Source organism: Paraburkholderia madseniana, from assembly GCF_009690905.1.
GTDB lineage: Bacteria > Pseudomonadota > Gammaproteobacteria > Burkholderiales > Burkholderiaceae > Paraburkholderia > Paraburkholderia madseniana.
On sequence record NZ_VOSW01000079.1, the window covers coordinates 1 to 19,794 of the forward strand.

At 62.2% G+C, this 19,794-nt stretch carries 19 protein-coding genes and 2 pseudogenes; 15 read left to right on the top strand and 6 right to left on the bottom strand.

Translation table 11 applies throughout. From position 1 onward, the window contains the following. Positions 1–215, bottom strand: a pseudogene (locus tag FSO04_RS32370) (PRC-barrel domain containing protein); the annotation flags it as partial. A 518-nt stretch (positions 216–733) separates the two neighbouring features. Between FSO04_RS32370 and FSO04_RS32375 the strand changes: the two are divergent. The 4 genes from FSO04_RS32375 (at position 734) to FSO04_RS32390 (ending at position 3,909) form a co-directional block, all read left to right on the top strand. Beyond that, positions 734–2,116: an NCS2 family permease gene (locus FSO04_RS32375; RefSeq protein ID WP_154565665.1), complete on the top strand. Its 1,383-nt coding sequence runs from the start codon at positions 734–736 to the stop codon at positions 2,114–2,116. Between the two features lie 244 nt (positions 2,117–2,360). Further along, positions 2,361–2,786, top strand: a complete 426-nt coding sequence (locus FSO04_RS32380) for an ArsR/SmtB family transcription factor (RefSeq protein WP_154565666.1) — start codon at positions 2,361–2,363, stop codon at positions 2,784–2,786. Then, positions 2,783–3,121, top strand: a complete 339-nt coding sequence (locus tag FSO04_RS32385) for an SRPBCC family protein (RefSeq protein ID WP_233465048.1) — start codon at positions 2,783–2,785, stop codon at positions 3,119–3,121. Before FSO04_RS32380 ends, FSO04_RS32385 begins: the two co-directional genes overlap by 4 nt. 53 nt (positions 3,122–3,174) lie before the next feature. After that, positions 3,175–3,909: a DUF899 domain-containing protein gene (locus FSO04_RS32390; RefSeq protein WP_154565668.1), complete on the top strand. Its 735-nt coding sequence runs from the start codon at positions 3,175–3,177 to the stop codon at positions 3,907–3,909. A 28-nt stretch (positions 3,910–3,937) separates the two neighbouring features. Here FSO04_RS32390 and FSO04_RS32395 read toward each other — a convergent pair whose 3' ends face one another. Next, a complete protein-coding gene (locus FSO04_RS32395) occupies positions 3,938–4,783 on the bottom strand; it encodes a helix-turn-helix transcriptional regulator (RefSeq protein WP_154565669.1) in 846 nt (281 codons plus the stop codon). Positions 4,784–4,960: 177 nt separating this feature from the next. Between FSO04_RS32395 and FSO04_RS32400 the strand changes: the two genes are divergently transcribed. After that, positions 4,961–5,797, top strand: a complete 837-nt coding sequence (locus FSO04_RS32400; protein WP_154565670.1) for a carbon-nitrogen hydrolase family protein — start codon at positions 4,961–4,963, stop codon at positions 5,795–5,797. A gap of 198 nt (positions 5,798–5,995) precedes the next feature. After that, positions 5,996–7,363, top strand: a complete 1,368-nt coding sequence (locus tag FSO04_RS32405) for an APC family permease (protein WP_154565671.1) — start codon at positions 5,996–5,998, stop codon at positions 7,361–7,363. A gap of 93 nt (positions 7,364–7,456) precedes the next feature. Here the strand turns inward: FSO04_RS32405 and FSO04_RS32410 are convergent, their stop codons facing one another. Together FSO04_RS32410 and FSO04_RS32415 are read right to left on the bottom strand one after the other, a co-directional pair. Beyond that, positions 7,457–7,639: a hypothetical protein gene (locus tag FSO04_RS32410; RefSeq protein ID WP_154565672.1), complete on the bottom strand. Its 183-nt coding sequence runs from the start codon at positions 7,637–7,639 to the stop codon at positions 7,457–7,459. A 180-nt stretch (positions 7,640–7,819) separates the two neighbouring features. Continuing rightward, positions 7,820–8,725 (bottom strand): NAD-dependent epimerase/dehydratase family protein, encoded by a 906-nt coding sequence (locus FSO04_RS32415; RefSeq protein ID WP_154565673.1) that lies wholly within the window; start codon positions 8,723–8,725, stop codon positions 7,820–7,822. A gap of 115 nt (positions 8,726–8,840) precedes the next feature. Here FSO04_RS32415 and FSO04_RS32420 point away from each other — a divergent pair. The 8 genes and pseudogenes from FSO04_RS32420 to hutG all read left to right on the top strand — a co-directional run. Beyond that, positions 8,841–8,960 (top strand): annotated as a pseudogene (locus FSO04_RS32420) (LysR family transcriptional regulator); the annotation flags it as partial. 414 nt (positions 8,961–9,374) lie between these two features. After that, entirely contained in the window at positions 9,375–10,898 is a 1,524-nt protein-coding gene (hutH, locus tag FSO04_RS32425) for a histidine ammonia-lyase (RefSeq protein ID WP_171929237.1), read from the top strand. A gap of 37 nt (positions 10,899–10,935) precedes the next feature. Continuing rightward, entirely contained in the window at positions 10,936–11,631 is a 696-nt protein-coding gene (gene hutC, locus FSO04_RS32430) for a histidine utilization repressor (protein WP_054040559.1), read from the top strand. 79 nt (positions 11,632–11,710) lie between these two features. Next, positions 11,711–13,399: a urocanate hydratase gene (gene hutU, locus FSO04_RS32435; RefSeq protein ID WP_154565674.1), complete on the top strand. Its 1,689-nt coding sequence runs from the start codon at positions 11,711–11,713 to the stop codon at positions 13,397–13,399. Positions 13,400–13,419: 20 nt separating this feature from the next. Next, on the top strand, positions 13,420–14,022 hold the full coding sequence (locus FSO04_RS32440; RefSeq protein ID WP_233465049.1) for a HutD/Ves family protein: 603 nt from the start codon (positions 13,420–13,422) through the stop codon (positions 14,020–14,022). 120 nt (positions 14,023–14,142) lie between these two features. After that, a complete protein-coding gene (hutI, locus tag FSO04_RS32445; RefSeq protein ID WP_154565676.1) occupies positions 14,143–15,366 on the top strand; it encodes an imidazolonepropionase in 1,224 nt (407 codons plus the stop codon). 10 nt (positions 15,367–15,376) lie between these two features. Continuing rightward, complete coding sequence (locus tag FSO04_RS32450) at positions 15,377–16,762, top strand: formimidoylglutamate deiminase (protein ID WP_154565677.1); 1,386 nt, start codon at positions 15,377–15,379, stop codon at positions 16,760–16,762. 108 nt (positions 16,763–16,870) lie between these two features. Next, on the top strand, positions 16,871–17,689 hold the full coding sequence (gene hutG, locus FSO04_RS32455) for an N-formylglutamate deformylase (protein WP_154565678.1): 819 nt from the start codon (positions 16,871–16,873) through the stop codon (positions 17,687–17,689). 330 nt (positions 17,690–18,019) lie between these two features. Here the strand turns inward: hutG and FSO04_RS48375 are convergent, their stop codons facing one another. Further along, positions 18,020–18,154, bottom strand: coding sequence for a hypothetical protein (locus FSO04_RS48375; protein WP_266242397.1), 135 nt, complete (start codon positions 18,152–18,154; stop codon positions 18,020–18,022). Between the two features lie 318 nt (positions 18,155–18,472). Here FSO04_RS48375 and FSO04_RS32460 point away from each other — a divergent pair, with 318 nt between their 5' ends. Continuing rightward, positions 18,473–19,138: a hypothetical protein gene (locus FSO04_RS32460; RefSeq protein WP_154565679.1), complete on the top strand. Its 666-nt coding sequence runs from the start codon at positions 18,473–18,475 to the stop codon at positions 19,136–19,138. Positions 19,139–19,200: 62 nt separating this feature from the next. Here FSO04_RS32460 and FSO04_RS32465 read toward each other — a convergent pair whose 3' ends face one another. Then, positions 19,201–19,740: a hypothetical protein gene (locus FSO04_RS32465; protein ID WP_233465050.1), complete on the bottom strand. Its 540-nt coding sequence runs from the start codon at positions 19,738–19,740 to the stop codon at positions 19,201–19,203. Positions 19,741–19,794 lie beyond the last annotated feature (54 nt).

Below are 19,794 nucleotides of genomic sequence, written 5' to 3' on the forward strand. Positions count from 1 at the left end.
TTCTTCGGCTGTTCGGGCTCGGCCGCTTCAGTCTCGGCCGGCTCCGGCGCGGAGGCGGCTACGGGCGCGCTCGCGGGTTCGACGGGCATCACCGTGGCATCGACAATCGGCGCCTGTTGCGGGCCCCACAGCAGGCTGCAACCGGACAGCGCGAACAGCGCGAACACAGCAACAAGCAGAAGACGCCAGGCAGGACGCGAAAAACCGCCGCTCATCAAGAAGGACTCCATGGACCAGTGCGGACGGGCGCTGTGGGCCGCCGCCGTTAAGACACTCAGTTGCGTCAGGTAAGGGCCAGAGTGTAACCCGCGGCGCCGGGGCGGCCCGGTTTTGCAGGCTTTCTGACAGGTGTCCCCGGCGCACGATTCATACCGCGTTGCGCGCTCCTTGCCCCGACGTAGGCCCGTTTTTGCGCGTCGAACCCCTCAAAACCCTTTCACAACTCGATGACAAATCGTAGGTGTAAACGCGCGGAGCGTCCCCATGGTTTGCCGTCCCTTAAACGATATAAGCATCGCGACATGTCGAGCATGCCATTCATGCGATGGGAGACATATTTGTGTTGGCCTACATTTCGGGACAGCAAAAGAAGAACGGAGCATGCGGGTTGTCTGACGCATCGCAAGCCGACGTTCAAACCTTGCCACACCACATTAGATCAACGCAACGAGACGAACCTGATGGCGGCCGGAATACGAGCCGTTTCAGCCCGCTGATAAAGGAGGCACTCATCATGATGGAACCCCACGCCCAACCGATTTCTGAAGTCGGCGCCGAATCATTCGACGGAAAGGGCTTTCTTGACCGCTACTTCGAAATCTCTTCACGCGGCAGTTCGCAGCGTACGGAAATTGTCGCGGGCATCACGACCTTCCTCGCGATGGTCTATTCCGTGTTCGTCGTGCCGGGCATGTTCGGCAAAGCGGGCTTCGATACCAGCGCGGTGTTCGTCGCCGTGTGCCTGACCACCGCGTTCGGCTCGCTGCTGATGGGCGTGTGGGCGCGCCTGCCGATCGCGATCGGCTGCGCGATTTCGCTGACTGCGTTCACGGCGTTTGGCCTCGTGCTCGGTAAAGGTCTGCAGCCGAACGTTGCGCTCGGCGCCGTGTTCCTGATGGGTGTCGTCTTCACCGGGATCTCGGTGACGGGCGTGCGTTCGTGGATCCTTCGCAACCTGCCGACCGGCATCGCGCACGGCACGGGGATCGGCATCGGCCTGTTCCTGCTGCTGATCGCCGCGAATGACGTGGGTCTGGTCGTCAAGAATCCGGGCGCCGGTCTGCCGGTGTCGCTGGGCAATATCACGGCGTTGCCCGCGATCATGTCGGTGGCGGGTTTGGCTGCGATCTTCGGTCTGGTGCGCCGTCGCGTGCCGGGTTCGATCCTGATCGTGATCGTCGCGATCTCGGCGATTGCGCTCCTGATCGATCCGGCGGTGGCGTTCCACGGCGTGTTCGCACTGCCGTCGCTGAGCGCGCCGGGCCATTCGTCGCTGATCGGTGCGATGGACATCAAGGGCGCGCTGTCGATGGCGGTCCTGCCTAGCGTGCTGGCACTCGTGATGACCGCTGTGTTCGACGCAACCGGCACGATTCGCGCCGTTGCCGGACAGGCCGGTCAACTTGACGAAAACGGCCGCATCATCAACGGCGGCCGTGCGTTGACGGCGGATTCGCTGAGCTCGATTTTCTCGGGCCTGCTCGGTGGTGCACCGGCGGCTGCCTACATCGAATCGACGGTCGGTGTTGCAGCCGGCGCGAAGACGGGCATGGCAGCAGCGGTGGTCGGTCTGCTGTTCCTGGTGGTGATGTTCTTCTCGCCGTTGGCCAGTCTGGTGCCCTCGTATGCAACGGCCCCGGCGCTGATGTATGTCGGTCTGCTGATGCTCTCGAACGTGAGCAAGCTGCACATGGACGATATGGTCGACGCGATGTCGGGCCTGATGTGCGCCGTGTTCATCGTGCTGACCGCCAACATCGTGACGGGCATCATGCTCGGCTTCGCGACGCTGGTGATCGGCCGCGTGGTGAGCGGCGAGTATCGCAAGCTGAACGTGGGCACGGTTGTTATCGCTGTCGTGCTGGTCGGCTTCTATCTCGGCGGTTGGGCGATCTGATTCTGCCGCATTGAGTTTTGTGCGGTTTGCTGTAACGCGAGAGTGGGGCGGGCTTTCCTTGCCGCTTCGCTCAAACGTGTAGTCGGTTGTTCTCCACCTTGACGCGGCGTGTTGCAGAGTTTGATCTGCGATGCGCCGCGTATCTTTTTTCAGCATCCCCTTCGCACCTTCCTCTTCCTGCGCGCTTTGAGAAAAGTGCGCACCTGTCCTTGACATTCTTACGCGTGTTTCTATACTTAACCTCATGGTTAAGTTTAATGAAGCGTTACTCGATCGCACCTTTGCCGCGCTGTCCGATCCGACGCGGCGTGCGTTGCTCGCGCGTTTGTCCCAACTGAACGATCTGTCGGTCAGCGAACTCGCCGAGCCGTTTGCGATGTCCTTGCCTGCGGTGATGAAACACCTCGACGTGCTGTCCGAGGCTGGTCTTATCACGCGCCGAAAAACCGGCCGCACGGTGGCGTGCCGCCTGTCCGCCGGACCGATGGAGGAAGCCATGGAATGGCTCACTCGCTATCAGCGCTTCTGGTCCGAATCACTCGATCGTCTTGCTGCTTTCGTCGAAGAGGAACCGCCATGCCCGCCAAACCCAGTCTTACCCTCCAGCGCCGAATCAACGCCGCGCCCGCCAAAGTCTTCCGCGCCTGGACGGAAGCGGCGCAACTCATGAAGTGGATGCATCCGGGTGATGCCGAGGTGATTCGGGCGGAACTGGATGCGCGCGTGGACGGACGCTATTTGATAAGGTATCTCAAGACGGACGGCCGGGAACTCGAGGTCAATGGTCAGTATCTGGAGGTGGTGCCCGACGCCAAACTGGTGTTCACATGGGCATGGCGTTCGAGTCCGGAGCAGGAGTCGCTCGTCACGGTGCTGCTGCGCCCGGACGGCAACGCTACCTTGCTGACGCTCACGCATGAACAGTTCGTCGACGAAGAAACGCGCGACCACCACCAATTCGGCTGGAACGGCGGCCTCGATTCGCTGGAACGTTACTTCGCCTGAATTCGTCTGATTTTGCTCTATCGAATCTGCACGACGCAGAGAAGGAGACGCACATGGACCCGCAACACCGTATCGGCACCAGGGAAGAATGGCTGGCCGCCAGCAAGGCGCTATTGGTCGAAGAGAAAGCGTACACACGTGCCGGCGATGAACTCGCCCGCAAACGGCGGGCGCTGCCCTGGGTGAAGGTCGAGAAGACCTATGTATTCGAAACGCCGCAAGGCCCCAGGACACTTGCCGATCTGTTCGGCGGCCGTAGCCAGTTGATCGTTTATCACTTCATGCTCGGCCCGGATTGGGAAGAGGGCTGTTTTGGCTGCTCGTTCGTGTCGGATCACATGGACGGCATCCTGACGCATCTTGAACATCACGACGTATCCTACGTGGCGGTCTCGCGTGGGCCGCTCGCGAAGATCGAGGCTTTCAAAAAACGCATGGGCTGGAAGTTTCCGTGGGTGTCATCGAATGAGAGCGACTTCAATTTCGACTATCACGTGTCGTTCACGCCGGAGGAGATCGCCAGTAAGAAGGGGTACTACAACTTCACCGAGCAGGATGTCGGCATCGACGAGCTACCCGGTCACAGCGTGTTCTACAAGGACGCAGCGGGCGACGTCTATCACACGTATTCCACCTACGGACGCGGCGGCGAGCAGTTCCTCAGCGCGTACGCGCATCTCGACGTAACGCCGAAAGGCCGCGAGGAGAAGAAGAATATGGGCGAGTGGCTCAAGCATCACGATCGTTATGAGGAGAAGGCGAGCGGTTGCGCCGCGTGCAGCGCCTGACGCGCGCCGGCAAAGAATAAGCGGGACGTCATGCCCCTTTGCGTCCCGCTTCATAAAACAGCGCGAACAACTCCGATTGCGAGTTGACGTTGAGTTTCGTATAGATGTGCTTCTTGTGCGCGCGGACCGTCTCGAACGAGATCGTCAGTTTCTCCGCAATGGCGCGCGTTGAAAATCCGCTCAAGGTCAGCATCGCCACCTCCACTTCTCGCGCGGTAAGTGACGAGCGGCCGCCCGCCGACGACACCTGCTCGAAACGCGCGGCATAGGTGGGCGTGTCCGCTGGAGCGCCCGTGTCGATCGCTGTTTGCGCCACCGCCTCGCTCGAGGCCGGTTCCGGCGCGTCGAATGCCTCATACGGCAAGCGCTGCCGCAGTAGCGCGATCACCCATGGCGCGCAGAGCGCGAGCACTGCCAGATCACGCTCGCCGTAGCGCTGCGTTGCGCCAAGCGAGAACGCCAGCGTATGCCTCGCGTCTATCATGTAGTTGAAGTGCACTTCATCGCCGACGATGTTTTTCCTGAAGTACCGCTGGTAATAGTCGGTCATCGAGAAGTTGTCGGGCGCGACGTCCGCCAGCGTGACGAAGCCTGATGCGGGCTTCTCGGTCGCGGCAATATAAAACGGGTCGAGTTGATAGAGCGCGGCGAGATAGTCCTGGAACATCACATCCACCGTGCCGTCCGGTGTCGGCGATTCTGCGCAGACGAGCGGCGCCATGCCAGGCGTGAAGCGCAGGGCGACCCAGTTGTCGAACACGACATAGCGTTCGAGTGCGCGCGTGAGGCGAGTCCAGAATTGTGCGCTGTCGAGTGCTTCGATAACCGCGCCGATCTCGCGATGAAAGGCTTGGTCGCGCCATTCGAGTTCCATGCGTGCTCCGTTGAGGGTAACCCTGCCGGGTGATTACGGACAAAAATATGTCTGGTAATAATAGGCCCAACCTGAAACGCGGGCGCCTGACAACAGCCGCTATTTAACGCGAAGCAGACTGGTAATGGGACCAGAGTAAGTGCTAAAGCGCCAACTCTGGCCGACACAGGAGACAAAATGCTTCAACTCGAATTGGCACAGATCCCCATCGTGGATGGCGCCGTGGGCGTAGGCGGGGTAAACGTGCAACGCGTGCTGCAAACCATCGGTCAACGCGCGGCCGGAACCGATCTGATCGTGTTTCCGGAGACCACGCTGTCGGGTTTTCCGACGCGAGACACCATCGGCGACGTGGCCGAACCGATCGACGGGCCGTCGCTGACCGCAGTCCGCCATGCGGCGCGCGAAGCACGCGTAGCCGTGGCGGTAGGTCTCGCCGAGCGTGACGGCAGCCGCTTTTTTAACACCACGGTGCTGGTCGACGAACGCGGCGAGATCGCGCTGCGCTATCGCAAGACGCATCTGTGGGCGTCGGATGTCGGTGTGTTCGAACCCGGCGACCGTTACGAAGTATGCAGCTTCAAGGGTCTGACCGTTGGCATCCTGGTCTGCTACGACATCGAATTTCCGGAAACGGCGCGCGCGGTCGCCTCGCTCGGCGCCGATCTGCTGATCGTGACGAACGGCAATATGGACCCGTTCGGGCCGGTGCATCGCCGCGCAATCGTGGCGCGTGCGATGGAGAATCAGATGTTCGCGGCGCTTGTGAATCGCATCGGTTCGGGCGACGACAATCTCACGTTCCCCGGTGAATCGGCGCTGATCGATCCGTTAGGCGACGTGGTGTGCGACGCCGGCCACGAAGAAACGGTCCTGCGCGCCACGCTCGATCCCGCGCGTCTCGAAGGCGCGCGCGAGCACTATCGTTATCTGCATGACGCGCGCATTGCGCTCGACCTCGCGACGCTGGACGGCGAGCAAGGGCAACGTGCGCGTGTGATCCGCGCGCGCTAAGGCGCGTGCGCGGGCCGCGCAGGTGCAGGCGCACATAAGCGCGCATATGCACCTACGCGCACCTACGCGCATCACGTTAGGCAAAGAAGCATCGGCGCGACATCCGCGCACCCAGCAAGACTGATCGACAAAACCCGGCCGGGGCGCGTTCAACGTTGCCCTCGACGACGCTCGCCCATTCGCAAGAGGAGACACCGTATGACCCCAACATCACCCACGGAGCGCGCCGGAGCACCTGCCGCGCCCCAAAGCGCGCATCTGAAACGCACCCTCGGCCTGCCTTCGGTTTTGCTGTTCGGCCTCGCCTATATGGCGCCGCTGATCGTCTACGGCACCTATGGTGTGCTGGCGACCGCCAGTAACGACACCGCCGCGCTCGCGTATCTGATTGCCCTGATCGCGATCGTGTTCACCGCGCTCAGTTACGGCAAGCTCGCACGGCTTTTCCCGGTAGCGGGTTCAGCGTACACATACACGCGCAAAAGCTTCAATCCGCATCTGGGCTTCATGATCGGCTGGGCCACCTTGCTCGATTACTTTTTCCTGCCGATGGTGATCTGGCTGATCGGCGCCGCGTATCTCAGCGCCGCGTTTCCGCACATTCCAAGCTGGATCTGGATCGTCGCGTTCATTGTGTTGACGAGCGGGCTGAATATTCTCGGCCTCGAACTCGCGAACCGTTTCAACATCGTGCTGATGGTCGTGCAACTCGCGATCGTCGCATTGTTCGTCGTGTTGTGCTGTCACTATGTGACCGCGGCGGTCGGTCCCGGCGGTCTGATTTCGGCCGAGCCGTTCTTCAAGCCGCATGTGCCGTTCTCGGCGACGATGGCAGGCGCCGCGATTGCCGCCTACTCGTATCTCGGCTTCGACGCAGTGTCGACGTTGACTGAAGAAACCATCGCCCCTGAAAAGACCATGCCGCGCGCGATTGTACTGATTGCGCTGATCGGCGGCGCGATCTTCGTGATCGCCGCGTACACGGTGCAGCTCGCGCATCCGGGTGCGGTATTCAAGGATCCGGATTCGGCAGCCTTCGAAGTCGCGCGCAAAGTAGGCGGCGATATCTTCGTGACGGTGTTTCTGGCCGGGCTGATTCTCGCGCAGTTCGCGTCGGGCATCTCGGCACAGGCAAGCGTGGGGCGTCTGCTGTATGCAATGGGACGCGACGAAGTCTTGCCCAATCGCATCTTCGGTTTCGTGCATCCGAAGTTCAAGACGCCGGCGCTGAACATCGCGATCGCGGGTGCAATCGGTCTTGTCGCACTGAAGCTCGACGTGGCGACCTCGACCTCGTTCATCAATTTCGGCGCATTTCTCGCGTTCACCGCGGTCAATCTGTGTGTGATCCGGCAGTTCTTCAACGCGAAGGGCAGCGCGAATGCGATGGGTGTGATCGGCGGCTTGCTGTTGCCGCTGGCCGGCGCGATTGCGGATATCTGGCTGCTGGTGAGTCTCGAGAAAACCGCACTGGTACTCGGCGCGGTGTGGTTCGTGCTGGGGTTGTGCTATCTCGGCTGGATCACGCGCTGTTTCCGCCGGGCGCCGCCGGAAGTCGCGGTCTGACGTAGCCGCTCGCGCCTCTACTCGTGGTTGTCCGTAGGCGGCGAGGTGAGACGCAAGTTAAAGCTGATGGCGCTGCATCGCGCAGCGCCGAACTCACAACGCCATGTCGAAGGCGGGTTTGAGAAACAGTTCGATCGCCATCACGACAAGACTCATCACGGCCGCGGACAGCGTCAACGTGCCGTACTCGTCGTAGCGTGCATCGTACAGGCATGCTACGACGAAAATAATCGCTAGCAGGTTGGTCAGCCAGTCGAAATTCAACGCCAAGGTCATCGATCAAATCCGGGCTTACGCGCGACTCGTATCGTCGAATCGCGCTATTACGTGAGCCGGATTCTAGCGAGGTGAGCTTACGGATTTGCTACGCCTGGGCTTACATGGATTACGCCCCGAAGGACGCCCCCTCGGCTTGCGCCCCGAAGGAAGCCCCCTTGGGTTAAGCCGCGAAGGAACTCACTTGGCGGCCATCATGTTGCGCTCGATCCAGTCGATCACCGAGGTGCGTTCAGGCTGCCAGCCGAGCAGTTTGCGTGCGCGCTCACCGCGCACGCGGCTGTTCGAACCGAGCCCGTACGAAGCCATTTCGTAACCCCACTCCTTCTGCGCTTCTGCGAGCGGCCAGTCTTGCGGCTCGCCCAGTTTCATCACGCGGGCGATTGCGGCGCTCATGTCACGAAACGACGCCTCGCCGCTTTCGACGAAGTAGAAGGTGCCCGCCGGCGTCTTCTCCAACGCAAGGCGATAGAGTTCGGCGACGTCGTCGATATGCACGTTCGACCAGATGTTGCCGCCGCTGCCCACATGCCGCACCACGCCGCTCTTTTGCGCCTGACGCACAAGCCGTGGCAACTGCACGCTTGCGCTGCCCGGCACCGCGCCGTGGCCATAGATCAGCGTGTTGCACAACACCGCCGAGCGGATGTTCTGCTGCGCCGCATCGAGTACGAGCTGATCGATGGCGACGCGTGCCGCTTTGTCCGCGGTCGGCTCGGGCAGGGCGTCTTCGTGATAGATGCGTGCTTCGCCCGCTTCACCTCCCGAGGCATCGCCGACGATGCTCGAGCCGCTCGTATGCAGAAACGGCTTGCCGGAGCCGGCGAGGCCGTCGATCAACGCTTTCACTGCGCCTTCATGGTCGCTGCTCGCGGCGTTGATGACCGCGTCGGCGGCTTTGGCTTCGGCGATCAGCAGTTCACGGTCGTCGAGCGTGCCGATGGCGGGTTCGATACCGAGGCGTTGCAACTCGGCGCTGTGTTCGGGCTTGCGAATCAAACCGCGTACATGGTGGCCGGCGCGCACGAGGTGCGCCGCAATCGAACCGCCGATAAAGCCGCTTGCGCCAGTAATGAAAATCTTCAAGACGTTCTCCTAAGGTGGAAACACCGGAAATACGATGACATGGACGCAGTATCCGCCGTCTTGATTCTCGCAAAAAGCGTGTTAGTCTCAAATCAATCTTGATTTTAAATCAACAATGAAGACGTTCGCCGGCGAATTACTGGTGTTCGCGACGGTGATCGACTGCGGTTCGATCACCGCGGCGGCAGAGAAATTGCAGCAGACCGTCTCCGGCGTGAGCCGTGCCCTCACGCGGTACGTCTAAAAAAGCCCGCGGCTCCTATGAGTGCGGGCTTTTTTGCGTCTTCGGTGCGCTCTCCTATAACTCTGGAAGACGCGCATCGAGGCCGAGGGGCAACGACGCAGAGCGGAATCGGTGGATTGGCCGTTCCGACTGACCCGGCCGCGCCAGCCCGGCGTCATGAGTTTTTTTGTCCGCTTGCCGCCCTGTATTTTGAACGTGTATATACAAGTTGGTTGTCGCGACGAACAAATGCGATGCGGCGCGCGCCGACACCCGAAACCCCCGGCTCAAGCGATATGCATACCACGTAAGCTTCCATCTCTAATGGAAACCCCCAGGCCCGAAGCTGCAAAAACAAGTTGTATATACAAGCCGACGTCGCTAGACTTCCTCTTGAATTGTATAGACAAGACAGGACACAACACCATGATGATTCTGAAGCCCGGCTACCTGACCCTCCCGCAACTGCGCCAGATCGCCCGCGAGCACGTCGCGCTGCAGCTCGATCCCGCCAGTCACGCCGCCATCGACGCCTGCGCCAAAGCCGTCGCCGATATCGCCGCAAAGGGCGAGCCGGCGTATGGCATCAACACGGGTTTCGGGCGCCTCGCCAGCACGCACATTCCGCATGACCAGCTCGAGCTGCTGCAGCGTAATCTGGTGCTGTCGCACGCGGTCGGCGTGGGTGAGCCGATGTCGCGTCCGGTGGTGCGCCTGCTGATCGCGCTGAAGCTGTCGAGTCTCGGCCGCGGCCACTCGGGCATTCGCCGCGAGGTGATGGAAGCGCTGATCACGCTGTACAACGCCGACGTGCTGCCGGTGATTCCGGTCAAGGGTTCGGTCGGCGCATCGGGCGACCTCGCGCCGCTCGCGCATATGTCGGCGACCTTGATTGGCGTCGGCGAAGTGTTCGCCAAGGGCGAGCGCATGCCGGCTACCGAAGGCCTCGCGCTGGCGGGCCTGAAGCCGCTCACGCTGCAAGCGAAGGAAGGTCTGGCGCTGCTGAACGGCACGCAAGCCTCGACCGCGCTCGCGCTCTACAACATGTTCGCCATCGAAGACCTGTTCCGCACCGCACTGGTGGCGGGCGCGTTGTCGGTGGATGCAGCAGCAGGTTCGGTCAAGCCGTTCGACGCGCGCATTCACGAACTGCGTGGTCATCAAGGCCAGACGGACGCGGCAACGGCTTACCGTTCGCTGTTGGAAGGCTCGGGCATTAATGTCTCGCACGCCGATTGCGACAAGGTTCAGGACCCGTACAGCCTGCGCTGCCAGCCGCAAGTGATGGGCGCGTGTCTGGACCAGATGCGTCATTCGGCCGACGTGCTGCTGATCGAAGCGAACGCCGTCTCCGACAATCCGCTGATTTTCCCGGACACGGGCGAAGTGCTGTCGGGCGGCAACTTCCACGCCGAGCCGGTCGCATTTGCCGCTGACAACCTCGCGCTCGCCGTCGCGGAAATCGGCGCGTTGGCCGAACGCCGCATCGCGCTGCTGATCGACGCGACGCTGTCGGGTCTGCCGCCGTTCCTCGTGCGCGACGGTGGGGTGAACTCGGGCTTCATGATCGCTCACGTGACGGCTGCGGCACTCGCGTCGGAGAACAAGACGCTTGCGCATCCGGCATCGGTGGATTCGCTGCCGACGTCCGCGAACCAGGAAGATCACGTTTCGATGGCGACGTTCGCTGCGCGCAAGCTTGGCGACATTGCTGAAAACGTCGCGAACATTCTGTCGATCGAGTTGCTCGCTGCTGCGCAAGGCGTCGATCTGCGCGCGCCGCACAAGACCAGCCCGAGCCTGCAGAAAGTGATGGACGCAGTGCGCAAGGACGTCGCGCATTACGAACTCGACCACTATTTCGCACCGGATATCGCGGCCGTCACGCGTCTCGTGCAGAACGGCACGATCGCGAAGCTGAGCCCGTTCTCGTTCGCGTCCGAGCAGTAAGCTCGAACATCACGTTTCAAGCACGCCAATCAAGCCAATGAACGCACCGGCCTATCAGGGCATCAAGGACTTCATCCTCGGCCGCATCCATGCGGGCGAATGGGCTGAAGGCGACCAGGTGCCCTCCGAAAACGAGCTCGCGCGTGAATTCAACGTGGCGCGCATGACGGTCAACCGCGCGTTGCGCGAGCTGACTTCGGAGCAGGTGCTGACGCGCGTGCAGGGCTCGGGCACGTTTGTCGCCCGGCCCAAGTACGAATCGACACTGGTGGCGATCCGCAGTATTTCCGACGAAATCGTCGCGCGCGGTCATCGTCATCAGGCGAACGTGCTGCACATCGGCGCGAGCATCGCCGACGAAGCGCTTGCCGAAGAAATGCAGGTGAGCGCGGGCAGTCCGGTGTTTCATTCACGCGTGCTGCATTTCGAAAACGACGAGCCGGTGCAACTCGAAGAGCGCTGGGTCAACCCGGCGGTCGCGCCCGAGTACGCATTGCAGGACTTCACGAACACCACGCCGAATCAGTATCTGGTGCGGGTGGCGCCGTTGCAGCGTGTCGAGTACCGCATCGAAGCCCTGGCTGCGGATGCGGATACCCGCGAGCTGCTGACGATGGATGAACTCGAACCGTGCCTCGTGCTGCATCGGCGCACGTGGTCGCAAAGCCAGGTCGCCTCGATCGCCAATCTCTGGCATCCCGGCAGCCGCTATCGCTTCACCGGACATTTCTGATTTCACCGCTTTTAAAGACCGTTTCCGACTCATTTCCCTGAACTTCTCCCGCACATTTTCAAGCATCCCGAGGGCCACCATGAACAACCCGAAACACATCGACCCGCGTCTGGACCCGACCCGCACGATCCGCGCACCGCGCGGCGCGGAAAAGACCTGCAAGACCTGGATCGCGGAAGCCGCGTACCGGATGATCCAGAACAATCTGGACCCGGAAGTCGCTGAGCATCCGCACGCACTGGTCGTGTACGGCGGCATTGGCCGTGCCGCGCGTAACTGGGATTGCTTCGATCAGATCCTCACGTCGCTGAAAGACCTCGAAGAGAACGAGACGCTGCTGATTCAATCGGGTAAGCCGGTCGGCGTGTTCAAGACCCATGCGGACGCACCGCGCGTGCTGCTGGCGAATTCGAACCTGGTGCCGCATTGGGCGACGTGGGAACACTTCCACGAACTCGATCGCAAGGGCCTGATGATGTACGGGCAGATGACCGCGGGCAGCTGGATCTACATCGGCAGCCAAGGCATCGTGCAGGGCACCTATGAGACGTTCTTCTCGGTGGCGAACCAGCATTTCAACGGCGATCCTTCGGGCCGCTGGATTCTGACGGGTGGTCTCGGCGGCATGGGCGGCGCGCAGCCGCTCGCAGCAACCATGGCCGGCTTCTCGATGATTGCAGTGGAGTGCGATGAGACACGTATCGACTTCCGTCTGAAGACGCGTTACGTCGACAAGAAAGCGGCGACGCTCGACGAAGCGCTCGCCATGCTTGAAGAAGCGAAGAAGGCGGGCAAGCCGGTGTCGATCGGCCTGCTCGGCAACGCAGCGGATGTGTTCGCTGAATGCGTGACGCGTGGCATCACGCCGGATTGCGTGACCGATCAGACCAGCGCGCACGATCCGATTCACGGCTACCTGCCGCAAGGCTGGAATGTCGAAGACTGGCGCGAGCGTCAGAAGACGGTGCCGGACAGCATCGTGCTGCCCGCCAAGCAGTCGATGGCCAAGCAGGTTCAGGCGATGCTGACGCTGCAGGAACGTGGCGCCGCTACGCTCGACTACGGCAACAACATTCGTCAGATGGCGTTGGAAATGGGCGTTGAAAACGCGTTCGATTTCCCGGGCTTCGTGCCGGCGTATATCCGCCCGCTGTTCTGCGAAGGCAAGGGCCCGTTCCGCTGGGTCGCGCTGTCGGGTGATCCGGAAGACATCTACAAGACCGATGCGAAGGTCAAGGAACTGATTCCTGACGATCCGCATCTGCACAACTGGCTCGACATGGCGCGCGAACGCATTGCGTTCCAGGGTTTGCCCGCGCGGATCTGCTGGGTCGGCGTGAAGGATCGTTATCGTCTGGGCCAGGCGTTCAATGAAATGGTCCGGAATGGCGAGTTGAAGGCGCCGATCGTGATCGGCCGCGATCACCTCGACACCGGTTCGGTGGCAAGCCCGAATCGCGAAACCGAATCGATGAAGGACGGCTCGGACGCGGTCAGCGACTGGCCGCTGCTCAACGCACTGCTGAACACGGCAGGCGGCGCTTCGTGGGTCTCGCTGCATCATGGCGGCGGCGTTGGCATGGGCTTCAGCCAGCACTCGGGCGTCGTGATCGTCGCTGATGGTACGGACGCTGCGAAGGAGCGCCTCGGCCGCGTGCTGTTCAACGATCCGGCGACGGGCGTGATGCGTCACGCGGATGCAGGCTATGAACTCGCGCAGGAAACGGCGCGCGAGGCAGGTCTGAATCTGCCGATGCTGGGCCGTTGATCGTGGCGGTTGTCCCTAACGTGGCAACCACGACGCTCATTCGCGGCGCCGACCTCGTGGCGGCGCCGTGGAAGAACGGCGGCGGCGTCACGCGCGAAGTGGGGGCGTTTCCCGCAGGCGCAGGGCTCGATGCATTCACGTGGCGCGTAAGCATCGCCGACGTGGCGCAAGCAGGGCCGTTCTCGCGTTTCGCGGGTATCGACCGCACGTTGGTGTTGTTGTCGGGCGCGGGCATGTTGCTCGACGAAACAGACGACACCGGTGCTCACGCCGTGAAGACACACACGTTGACTCAACCACTCGATATCGCGCGGTTTGCGGGCGAAGCGCGAATCGATGCACGCCTCGTCAACGGCGCCACGCGCGACTTCAACCTGATGGTCCGCCGTGGTACGGCGGTAGGCGAAACTGAGGTATGGCGCGGCGCTACGCAACGCACTTTGTCCGCCGACGTTGTGTTGTTGTTTTGCGCCAGCGGTTCGGTTTCGGTCACGCTAGGTGTCGAAGCCCAACCGCAAGTGCTTGAAGCCGACGACACATTGCGCATCGACACGCCGAGTGCGCTGTCATGCGTGGTCGAGGGCGCGGGCGCATTGCTCGCGATCAGCATCCGCTACACGTGATCACCGCAACTATGACGACGATTCGCGTGCGCGCTTGAATCCTGGCAAACGCCTGGCAAAAGCCCGGCAAAGCGCGCCGCGAACCACCACAGACACGCAACGAGCTGCAACGAGCACGCGATGAAGCAAACCGTCTGGCATCACCTGAAACTCTGCCCTGAGGGCGATCCCCAACACACGCTGCCCGATGCCGCGATTGCCGTTGAAAACGGCAAGATCGCATGGCTCGGCGCGGCTTCTGATTTACCCGCCCACTACGCCGCATGGCCGCGCGAAGATCTGCACGGCGCGTGGGTGACGCCAGGCCTCGTCGATTGCCATACCCACCTGGTGTACGGCGGCCAGCGCGCGGATGAATTCGCGCAGCGTCTCGCGGGCGTCAGTTATGAAGAAATTGCGCGGCAGGGCGGGGGCATCGTCTCGACGGTGCGCGCCACGCGTGCCGCTGACGAAGACTCGCTGTTCCGCCAATCGGCCGTGCGCCTCGAACCGCTGCTCGCCGAAGGCGTGACCGCCGTCGAAATCAAATCCGGCTACGGCCTCGATCTCGCCAGCGAACGCAAGATGCTGCGCGTCGCGCGCCGGTTGGGCGAGCGCTATCCGGTGACGGTCTATACGACGTTTCTCGGGGCGCACGCCTTGCCGCCTGAATTCGCGGGAAGAGCCGACGCGTATATCGACGAAGTCTGCAACACGATGCTGCCCGTGCTCGCCGACGAAGGACTGGTCGACGCCGTCGACGTGTTCTGCGAGCGCATCGGGTTTTCTCTGGAACAAAGCGAGCGCGTGTTCCAGGCCGCCGAGCGCCATAAATTGCCGGTGAAAATGCACGCCGAGCAGTTATCGAACGGCGGCGGCACGGCGTTGGCTGCGCGTCACCATGCGCTGTCCGCGGATCACCTTGAATTCCTCGATGAAGCGGGCGTCGCCGCGATGAAAGCGTCCGGCACCGTTGCCGTGCTGCTGCCTGGCGCGTACTACTTCATCCGCGAGACGCAATTGCCGCCTTTGGATTTGCTGCGGCGCTACCAGGTGCCGATCGCGATTTCCACCGACAGCAATCCCGGCACGTCGCCCACCACCTCGCTGTTGTTGATGATGAACATGGCGACCACGTTGTTCCGCATGACGGTGCCCGAAGTGCTGCAAGGCGTGACCACGCATGCGGCGCGTGCACTCGGCAAGGCGGACCAGCATGGCTCGCTGCAAGCCGGGCGTGCGGCGGACTTCGCGGTGTGGTCGGTGGAAACGCTTGCCGAGCTGGCTTACTGGATTGGGCGTCCGTTGTGCGCGCGAGTCGTGCGCGCAGGCGAGACTGTTTATACACGGCGTGATTTGAGCTAGGGCCTGAGAGATGATGCAATCAAAACGATCACTATTTGCCGACCACGCCTATCTACCCGACGGCTGGCGCCGCAATGTGCTGCTGGAATGGGACGCTAACGGCACGCTGACATCCGTGACGCCGGATACGGCGGCGGTTCCTGACGGTGTGCAAAAAACCGCGGGCCCCGTGTTGCCTGGCATGCCGAATCTTCACTCGCATGCGTTTCAACGCGCGATGGCCGGTCTGACCGAGTATCGTGCGAACGCCACGGACAACTTCTGGAGCTGGCGCGATCTGATGTACCGCTTCGCCGCACGGATCACGCCGGAAGGGCTCGCTGCCGTCGCGCAGTGGCTGTACATCGAGATGTTGAAGGCGGGCTACACGTCGGTCTGCGAATTCCATTACGTGCACCACACGCCGGATGGCAGCCGCTATTCGAATCAGGCGGAACTGGCGCAGCGTGTGGTGGATGCCGCGTCGGCGAGCGGCATCGGTATGACGATGCTGCCCGTGCTGTATCAGTACAGCGGCTTCGGCTCGCGCGCCCCGCGCGAAGATCAGCAACGCTTCATCAACACGCCGGAGAGTCTGCTCGATCTGCTCGGCACGGTGCGCGCGGCGCGTCCCGAGAGCGCGGCGTTACGTTATGGTGTCGCGCCGCATTCGTTGCGTGCGGTATCGGCTGATTCGTTGCATGCATTGCTGAATGGTATCGATCGAAGCGCGCCGGTTCACATCCATATCGCCGAGCAAACCGCCGAAGTCGACGCCTGCCTCGAAACCGAAGGTGCGCGGCCGGTGCAGTGGCTGCTCGATCGCTTCGACGTCGACAGCCGCTGGTGCCTCGTGCACGCCACGCATGTCGATGCCAACGAAACCCTGGCGCTCGCGAAAAGCGGTGCGGTCGCGGGTTTGTGTCTGACGACCGAAGCGAATCTCGGCGACGGCATTTTTCCGGCGCAAGAGTATCTCGACGCGCAAGGGCGCATCGGGGTCGGATCGGATAGCCATATCGGCGTCGACTGGCGGGCGGAATTGCGTTTGCTCGAATACGGCCAGCGTCTGACTCGCCGTCAGCGCAATGTGCTGGCATCGGCGCAGGCCACGCACGTGGCCGATCGTCTGTTCGACGCGGCGCTCGAAGGCGGCGCGCATGCCACCGGTCGTGCAGTGGGTGCATTGCAGGCCGGCCACCGCGCCGACTGGCTGGTGCTCGACCCGGATCATTCGAGCATCGCCGAGCACGCGCCGAACGCGTGGCTCTCGGGCGTTGTATTCTGCGAACATGGCGAGACACCGATTCGCGACGTCTATGCGGGCGGCGACAAGGTTGTCGACAACCGCCGCCATCGCGATGAAGAGGGTGCGTACGCGCGTTATCGCGGGGCGCTCGCCGATTTGCTCAAGTAAACTGCTGACGCCGCTGGCTGAAACCACTTGCTGAAGCGAAATGCTCGCATGAATGGCTGAACACGCTGAGCCTTCGATTTTTATCGATCCCATCGATTCCGGACTGACATGACTGCTTCGTCTACTACTACTCCGCCGGTTCTATCGCTGCATCAGGGAAGCTTGCCGTTGCTGATTTCGATCCCGCATCTGGGCACGCAAATCCCCGCCGATATCGCCGCAACGATGACGCTGGTCGCGCAGCGCACCGACGACTGCGACTGGCATCTCGACCGTCTCTACGCGTTTGCGAAACGCATGGGCGCGTCGATCCTGTCGCCGACCTACGCGCGTTATGTGATCGACCTGAACCGTCCGCCCGACGGCGCGAATCTGTATCCGGGGCAGGACACCACCGGCTTGCTGCCGGTCGATACCTTCGACAAGGAACCCTTGTACCTCGACGGCCATCTGCCGAGCGAGGCCGAAGTCGCGCGTCGGCGCGATGCTTACTGGAAGCCCTATCACGACGCGCTGACGGGCGAGCTGGCCGCGCTGAAGGCGAAGCACGGCAAGGTGCTGCTGTGGGAAGCGCATTCGATTCGCTCGCACGTGCCGCGTTTTTTCGAAGGACGTCTGCCCGATTTCAACTTCGGCACGTCGAACGGCGCCAGCGCGGTGGCTGGATTGGGCGAGGAATTGGCTGCTGTGGTCGGGCGGCATGGCGGGTACTCTGCTGTCGCCAACGGGCGGTTTAAGGGCGGCTATATCACGCGGCAGTACGGGCAGCCGTCGCAGGGTGTGCACGCGGTACAACTCGAGTTGTCGCAGATTACGTATATGGAGGAGCAGATGCCGTATGCGTATGACGAAGCGCTGGCTGCGAAGGTCGAGCCTTTGCTGGAAGAACTTGTGACGACGGCGTTGGAGCGCGTTAGGGCAGCTTGACGGCAGCAGTTTGACAGCGGCGGCTTGACGTTGCTGCTGTCAGTGGTATCCATTTCATCTCCTCCACGCGGTTCGCCGCGCTTCGCATTCCGCGAGGCCGCGACCGCGTCGGCTCACACCGCAAAGGTGTAACAGCATGTGTCCGTGATTGCATGCTGCGGCGTTCGCGCCGAACGTATAGAGCGTCGCAGGATTGGTTTAAGGGTGAACCGCGGGGTTGTGGACTCGCGGGGTTTTGACCCGAGCCTCGTTGAAACGGAGCGGCCGCAAAAAAAGCCTCGCTTTTGGCGAGGCTTTCCGATGCGCGCAGTATGGGGCGCCGCATAACGATCAGTGGCAGTGACGTTCCCAGTGATGGTGGACGCGCACCTTGTGGCATTCGCGGTGGTGTTCATAAGCCTGGGCGGGAGCGATCGCGCTCAGGGTGACGACGGTTGCTGCGATAGCGAGAACGAGTTTCTTCATTACAAAATCCTTAAATCATGGTGGTGGTGCTAACGCTGCAGCACGCGGCGTGCCGCAACGGGTCAAAAGAATGCCACACATTGCGCACGCAGCGGAGGAACGCCGACCGAATGCATGGGTCAACTCAAAACGCCGAGCTGTGAGGCGTTTTATCCTTGGACAGCGGCGCGCGGCAGCGTGTCGTTTCGGCACATCGAGCGTCGCGGAATGCGCGCGCGGGCATTGCGCGCCATGCGCTGAAGCGACTACCCTTTCAGAACGATGACGTGTGCACATCGCGTCATCCATACATCGGGCAAAAAGATGGAAGACCCAGCGATGGAAGATTCCGACGAATTGCTGCTCCCGGTCTGGCGAGCGAACCTGGTGCTGCTGACCCGCGAGGTCGGCGCCGCGACGCGTCTGGCGCGCATGATGACCTTTTCCGCCAGCTACCTGAAATTGATCCTGTCCGGCCAGCGCGAATTCAGCGAGGAGTTCGTACGCGGTATCGAGGCGGTGACGGGCTTGCCGAATGGCTGGATGAACGTGTCGCATACCGGGGAGGACATACCGGCCAAGGCGCGCGAAGCAATCGACAACGAACAGCCGCTTGCGCGTTTTCGCGGCACGGCGCATCCGGTGCGCAAGAAGACGGTGCTGCGCCCGCCCGAGCCGATTTTCGGCCAGACGGGTCCGGCCAAACGCGTGGAAGAAGAGACGCTCGACGCCGAAGCGCATCGGCGTCAGGCCCACTTCCGCAAGGTCCGCGATCTGGCGATGCAGGACGTGCGGCGCTTCGAGCGGCATTTGAGCCAGATGCCGGTGGATCTTGCATCGATGCGATCGAAAGTGGAGGACGTGATCGCCGCCGCCGATCTCGACCACCCGATTCAGGCGGACCTGGCTGGCCGGCTGGAGCAGATCGAAAAGCATCGGCATTTGCTGCTCAGGCATGTGGAGCGCTTGCAGGCCTTGCTCGCGCACATTGGGGGAGGGGATTGACGCCTGCAACTCGGCGTCTTTGTTGCATGCAGGCTTGAATCTCCTGGTCGTCCGGCCGCAACCTAACGCCTGCGCCGTGCGTGAAATTCCGCCTCGAGCGTCCACGTCACGCCATCCTGCGCCAGCGCGACGCCGGTCCAGCGGAACGAATCCCTTGTGATATCGGTGAAATTCCATCGAATCGGTGTGCCGTCGGCGTGCGTGCCGATCTGCACGAGATCATTGCCGACGCGCCGGCCGATCAGCTCATCGCGCTGGCCGGTCAGCGGATTCATGTAAGTCACGCGCCACGCGCGCAGCGCCGGGTCCCACACCCGCAGCGTGGTGCCGTACATGGTGTCGGCGGCAGCGAGCCCCGCATGATGTTCGCTGCGTGGCGGCATGATCCACACGTCCTGTACGGCACGCCCCTCCAGGACCCAGCCGAAATGAATCTCGCCGCGGCGGCGCGCGTTGCCCAGGTCGACGCGGTAATGCAGCACGTCCATGTCCCAACTGCCAATCAGCCAGCCGTAGAGGTCGTCGGTGGCATCGATGTCGGCGGCCCGCGCCGGGGCGGTCAATGCGGCGTGAAAGCCGCGCTCGACGGTGTCGTCCAGCATGTTCATCGTATGTGCTCCTTCGAGCGTTCAGTGAAAGCGCCATCGCCGGAACGG

What these genes read in the sequence shown, in the direction of transcription:
- FSO04_RS32375 (WP_154565665.1), top strand. Translation starts at nt 734, where the DNA reads ATGATGGAACCCCACGCCCAACCGATTTCTGAAGTCGGCGCCGAATCA.
- FSO04_RS32380 (WP_154565666.1), top strand. Translation starts at nt 2,361, where the DNA reads ATGGTTAAGTTTAATGAAGCGTTACTCGATCGCACCTTTGCCGCGCTG.
- FSO04_RS32385 (WP_233465048.1), top strand. Translation starts at nt 2,783, where the DNA reads ATGAAGTGGATGCATCCGGGTGATGCCGAGGTGATTCGGGCGGAACTG.
- FSO04_RS32390 (WP_154565668.1), top strand. Translation starts at nt 3,175, where the DNA reads ATGGACCCGCAACACCGTATCGGCACCAGGGAAGAATGGCTGGCCGCC.
- FSO04_RS32395 (WP_154565669.1), bottom strand. Translation starts at nt 4,783, where the DNA reads ATGGAACTCGAATGGCGCGACCAAGCCTTTCATCGCGAGATCGGCGCG.
- FSO04_RS32400 (WP_154565670.1), top strand. Translation starts at nt 4,961, where the DNA reads ATGCTTCAACTCGAATTGGCACAGATCCCCATCGTGGATGGCGCCGTG.
- FSO04_RS32405 (WP_154565671.1), top strand. Translation starts at nt 5,996, where the DNA reads ATGACCCCAACATCACCCACGGAGCGCGCCGGAGCACCTGCCGCGCCC.
- FSO04_RS32410 (WP_154565672.1), bottom strand. Translation starts at nt 7,639, where the DNA reads ATGACCTTGGCGTTGAATTTCGACTGGCTGACCAACCTGCTAGCGATT.
- hutH (WP_171929237.1), top strand. Translation starts at nt 9,375, where the DNA reads ATGATGATTCTGAAGCCCGGCTACCTGACCCTCCCGCAACTGCGCCAG.
- hutC (WP_054040559.1), top strand. Translation starts at nt 10,936, where the DNA reads ATGAACGCACCGGCCTATCAGGGCATCAAGGACTTCATCCTCGGCCGC.
- hutU (WP_154565674.1), top strand. Translation starts at nt 11,711, where the DNA reads ATGAACAACCCGAAACACATCGACCCGCGTCTGGACCCGACCCGCACG.
- hutI (WP_154565676.1), top strand. Translation starts at nt 14,143, where the DNA reads ATGAAGCAAACCGTCTGGCATCACCTGAAACTCTGCCCTGAGGGCGAT.
- FSO04_RS32450 (WP_154565677.1), top strand. Translation starts at nt 15,377, where the DNA reads ATGATGCAATCAAAACGATCACTATTTGCCGACCACGCCTATCTACCC.
- hutG (WP_154565678.1), top strand. Translation starts at nt 16,871, where the DNA reads ATGACTGCTTCGTCTACTACTACTCCGCCGGTTCTATCGCTGCATCAG.
- FSO04_RS48375 (WP_266242397.1), bottom strand. Translation starts at nt 18,154, where the DNA reads ATGAAGAAACTCGTTCTCGCTATCGCAGCAACCGTCGTCACCCTGAGC.
- FSO04_RS32460 (WP_154565679.1), top strand. Translation starts at nt 18,473, where the DNA reads ATGGAAGATTCCGACGAATTGCTGCTCCCGGTCTGGCGAGCGAACCTG.
- FSO04_RS32465 (WP_233465050.1), bottom strand. Translation starts at nt 19,740, where the DNA reads ATGCTGGACGACACCGTCGAGCGCGGCTTTCACGCCGCATTGACCGCC.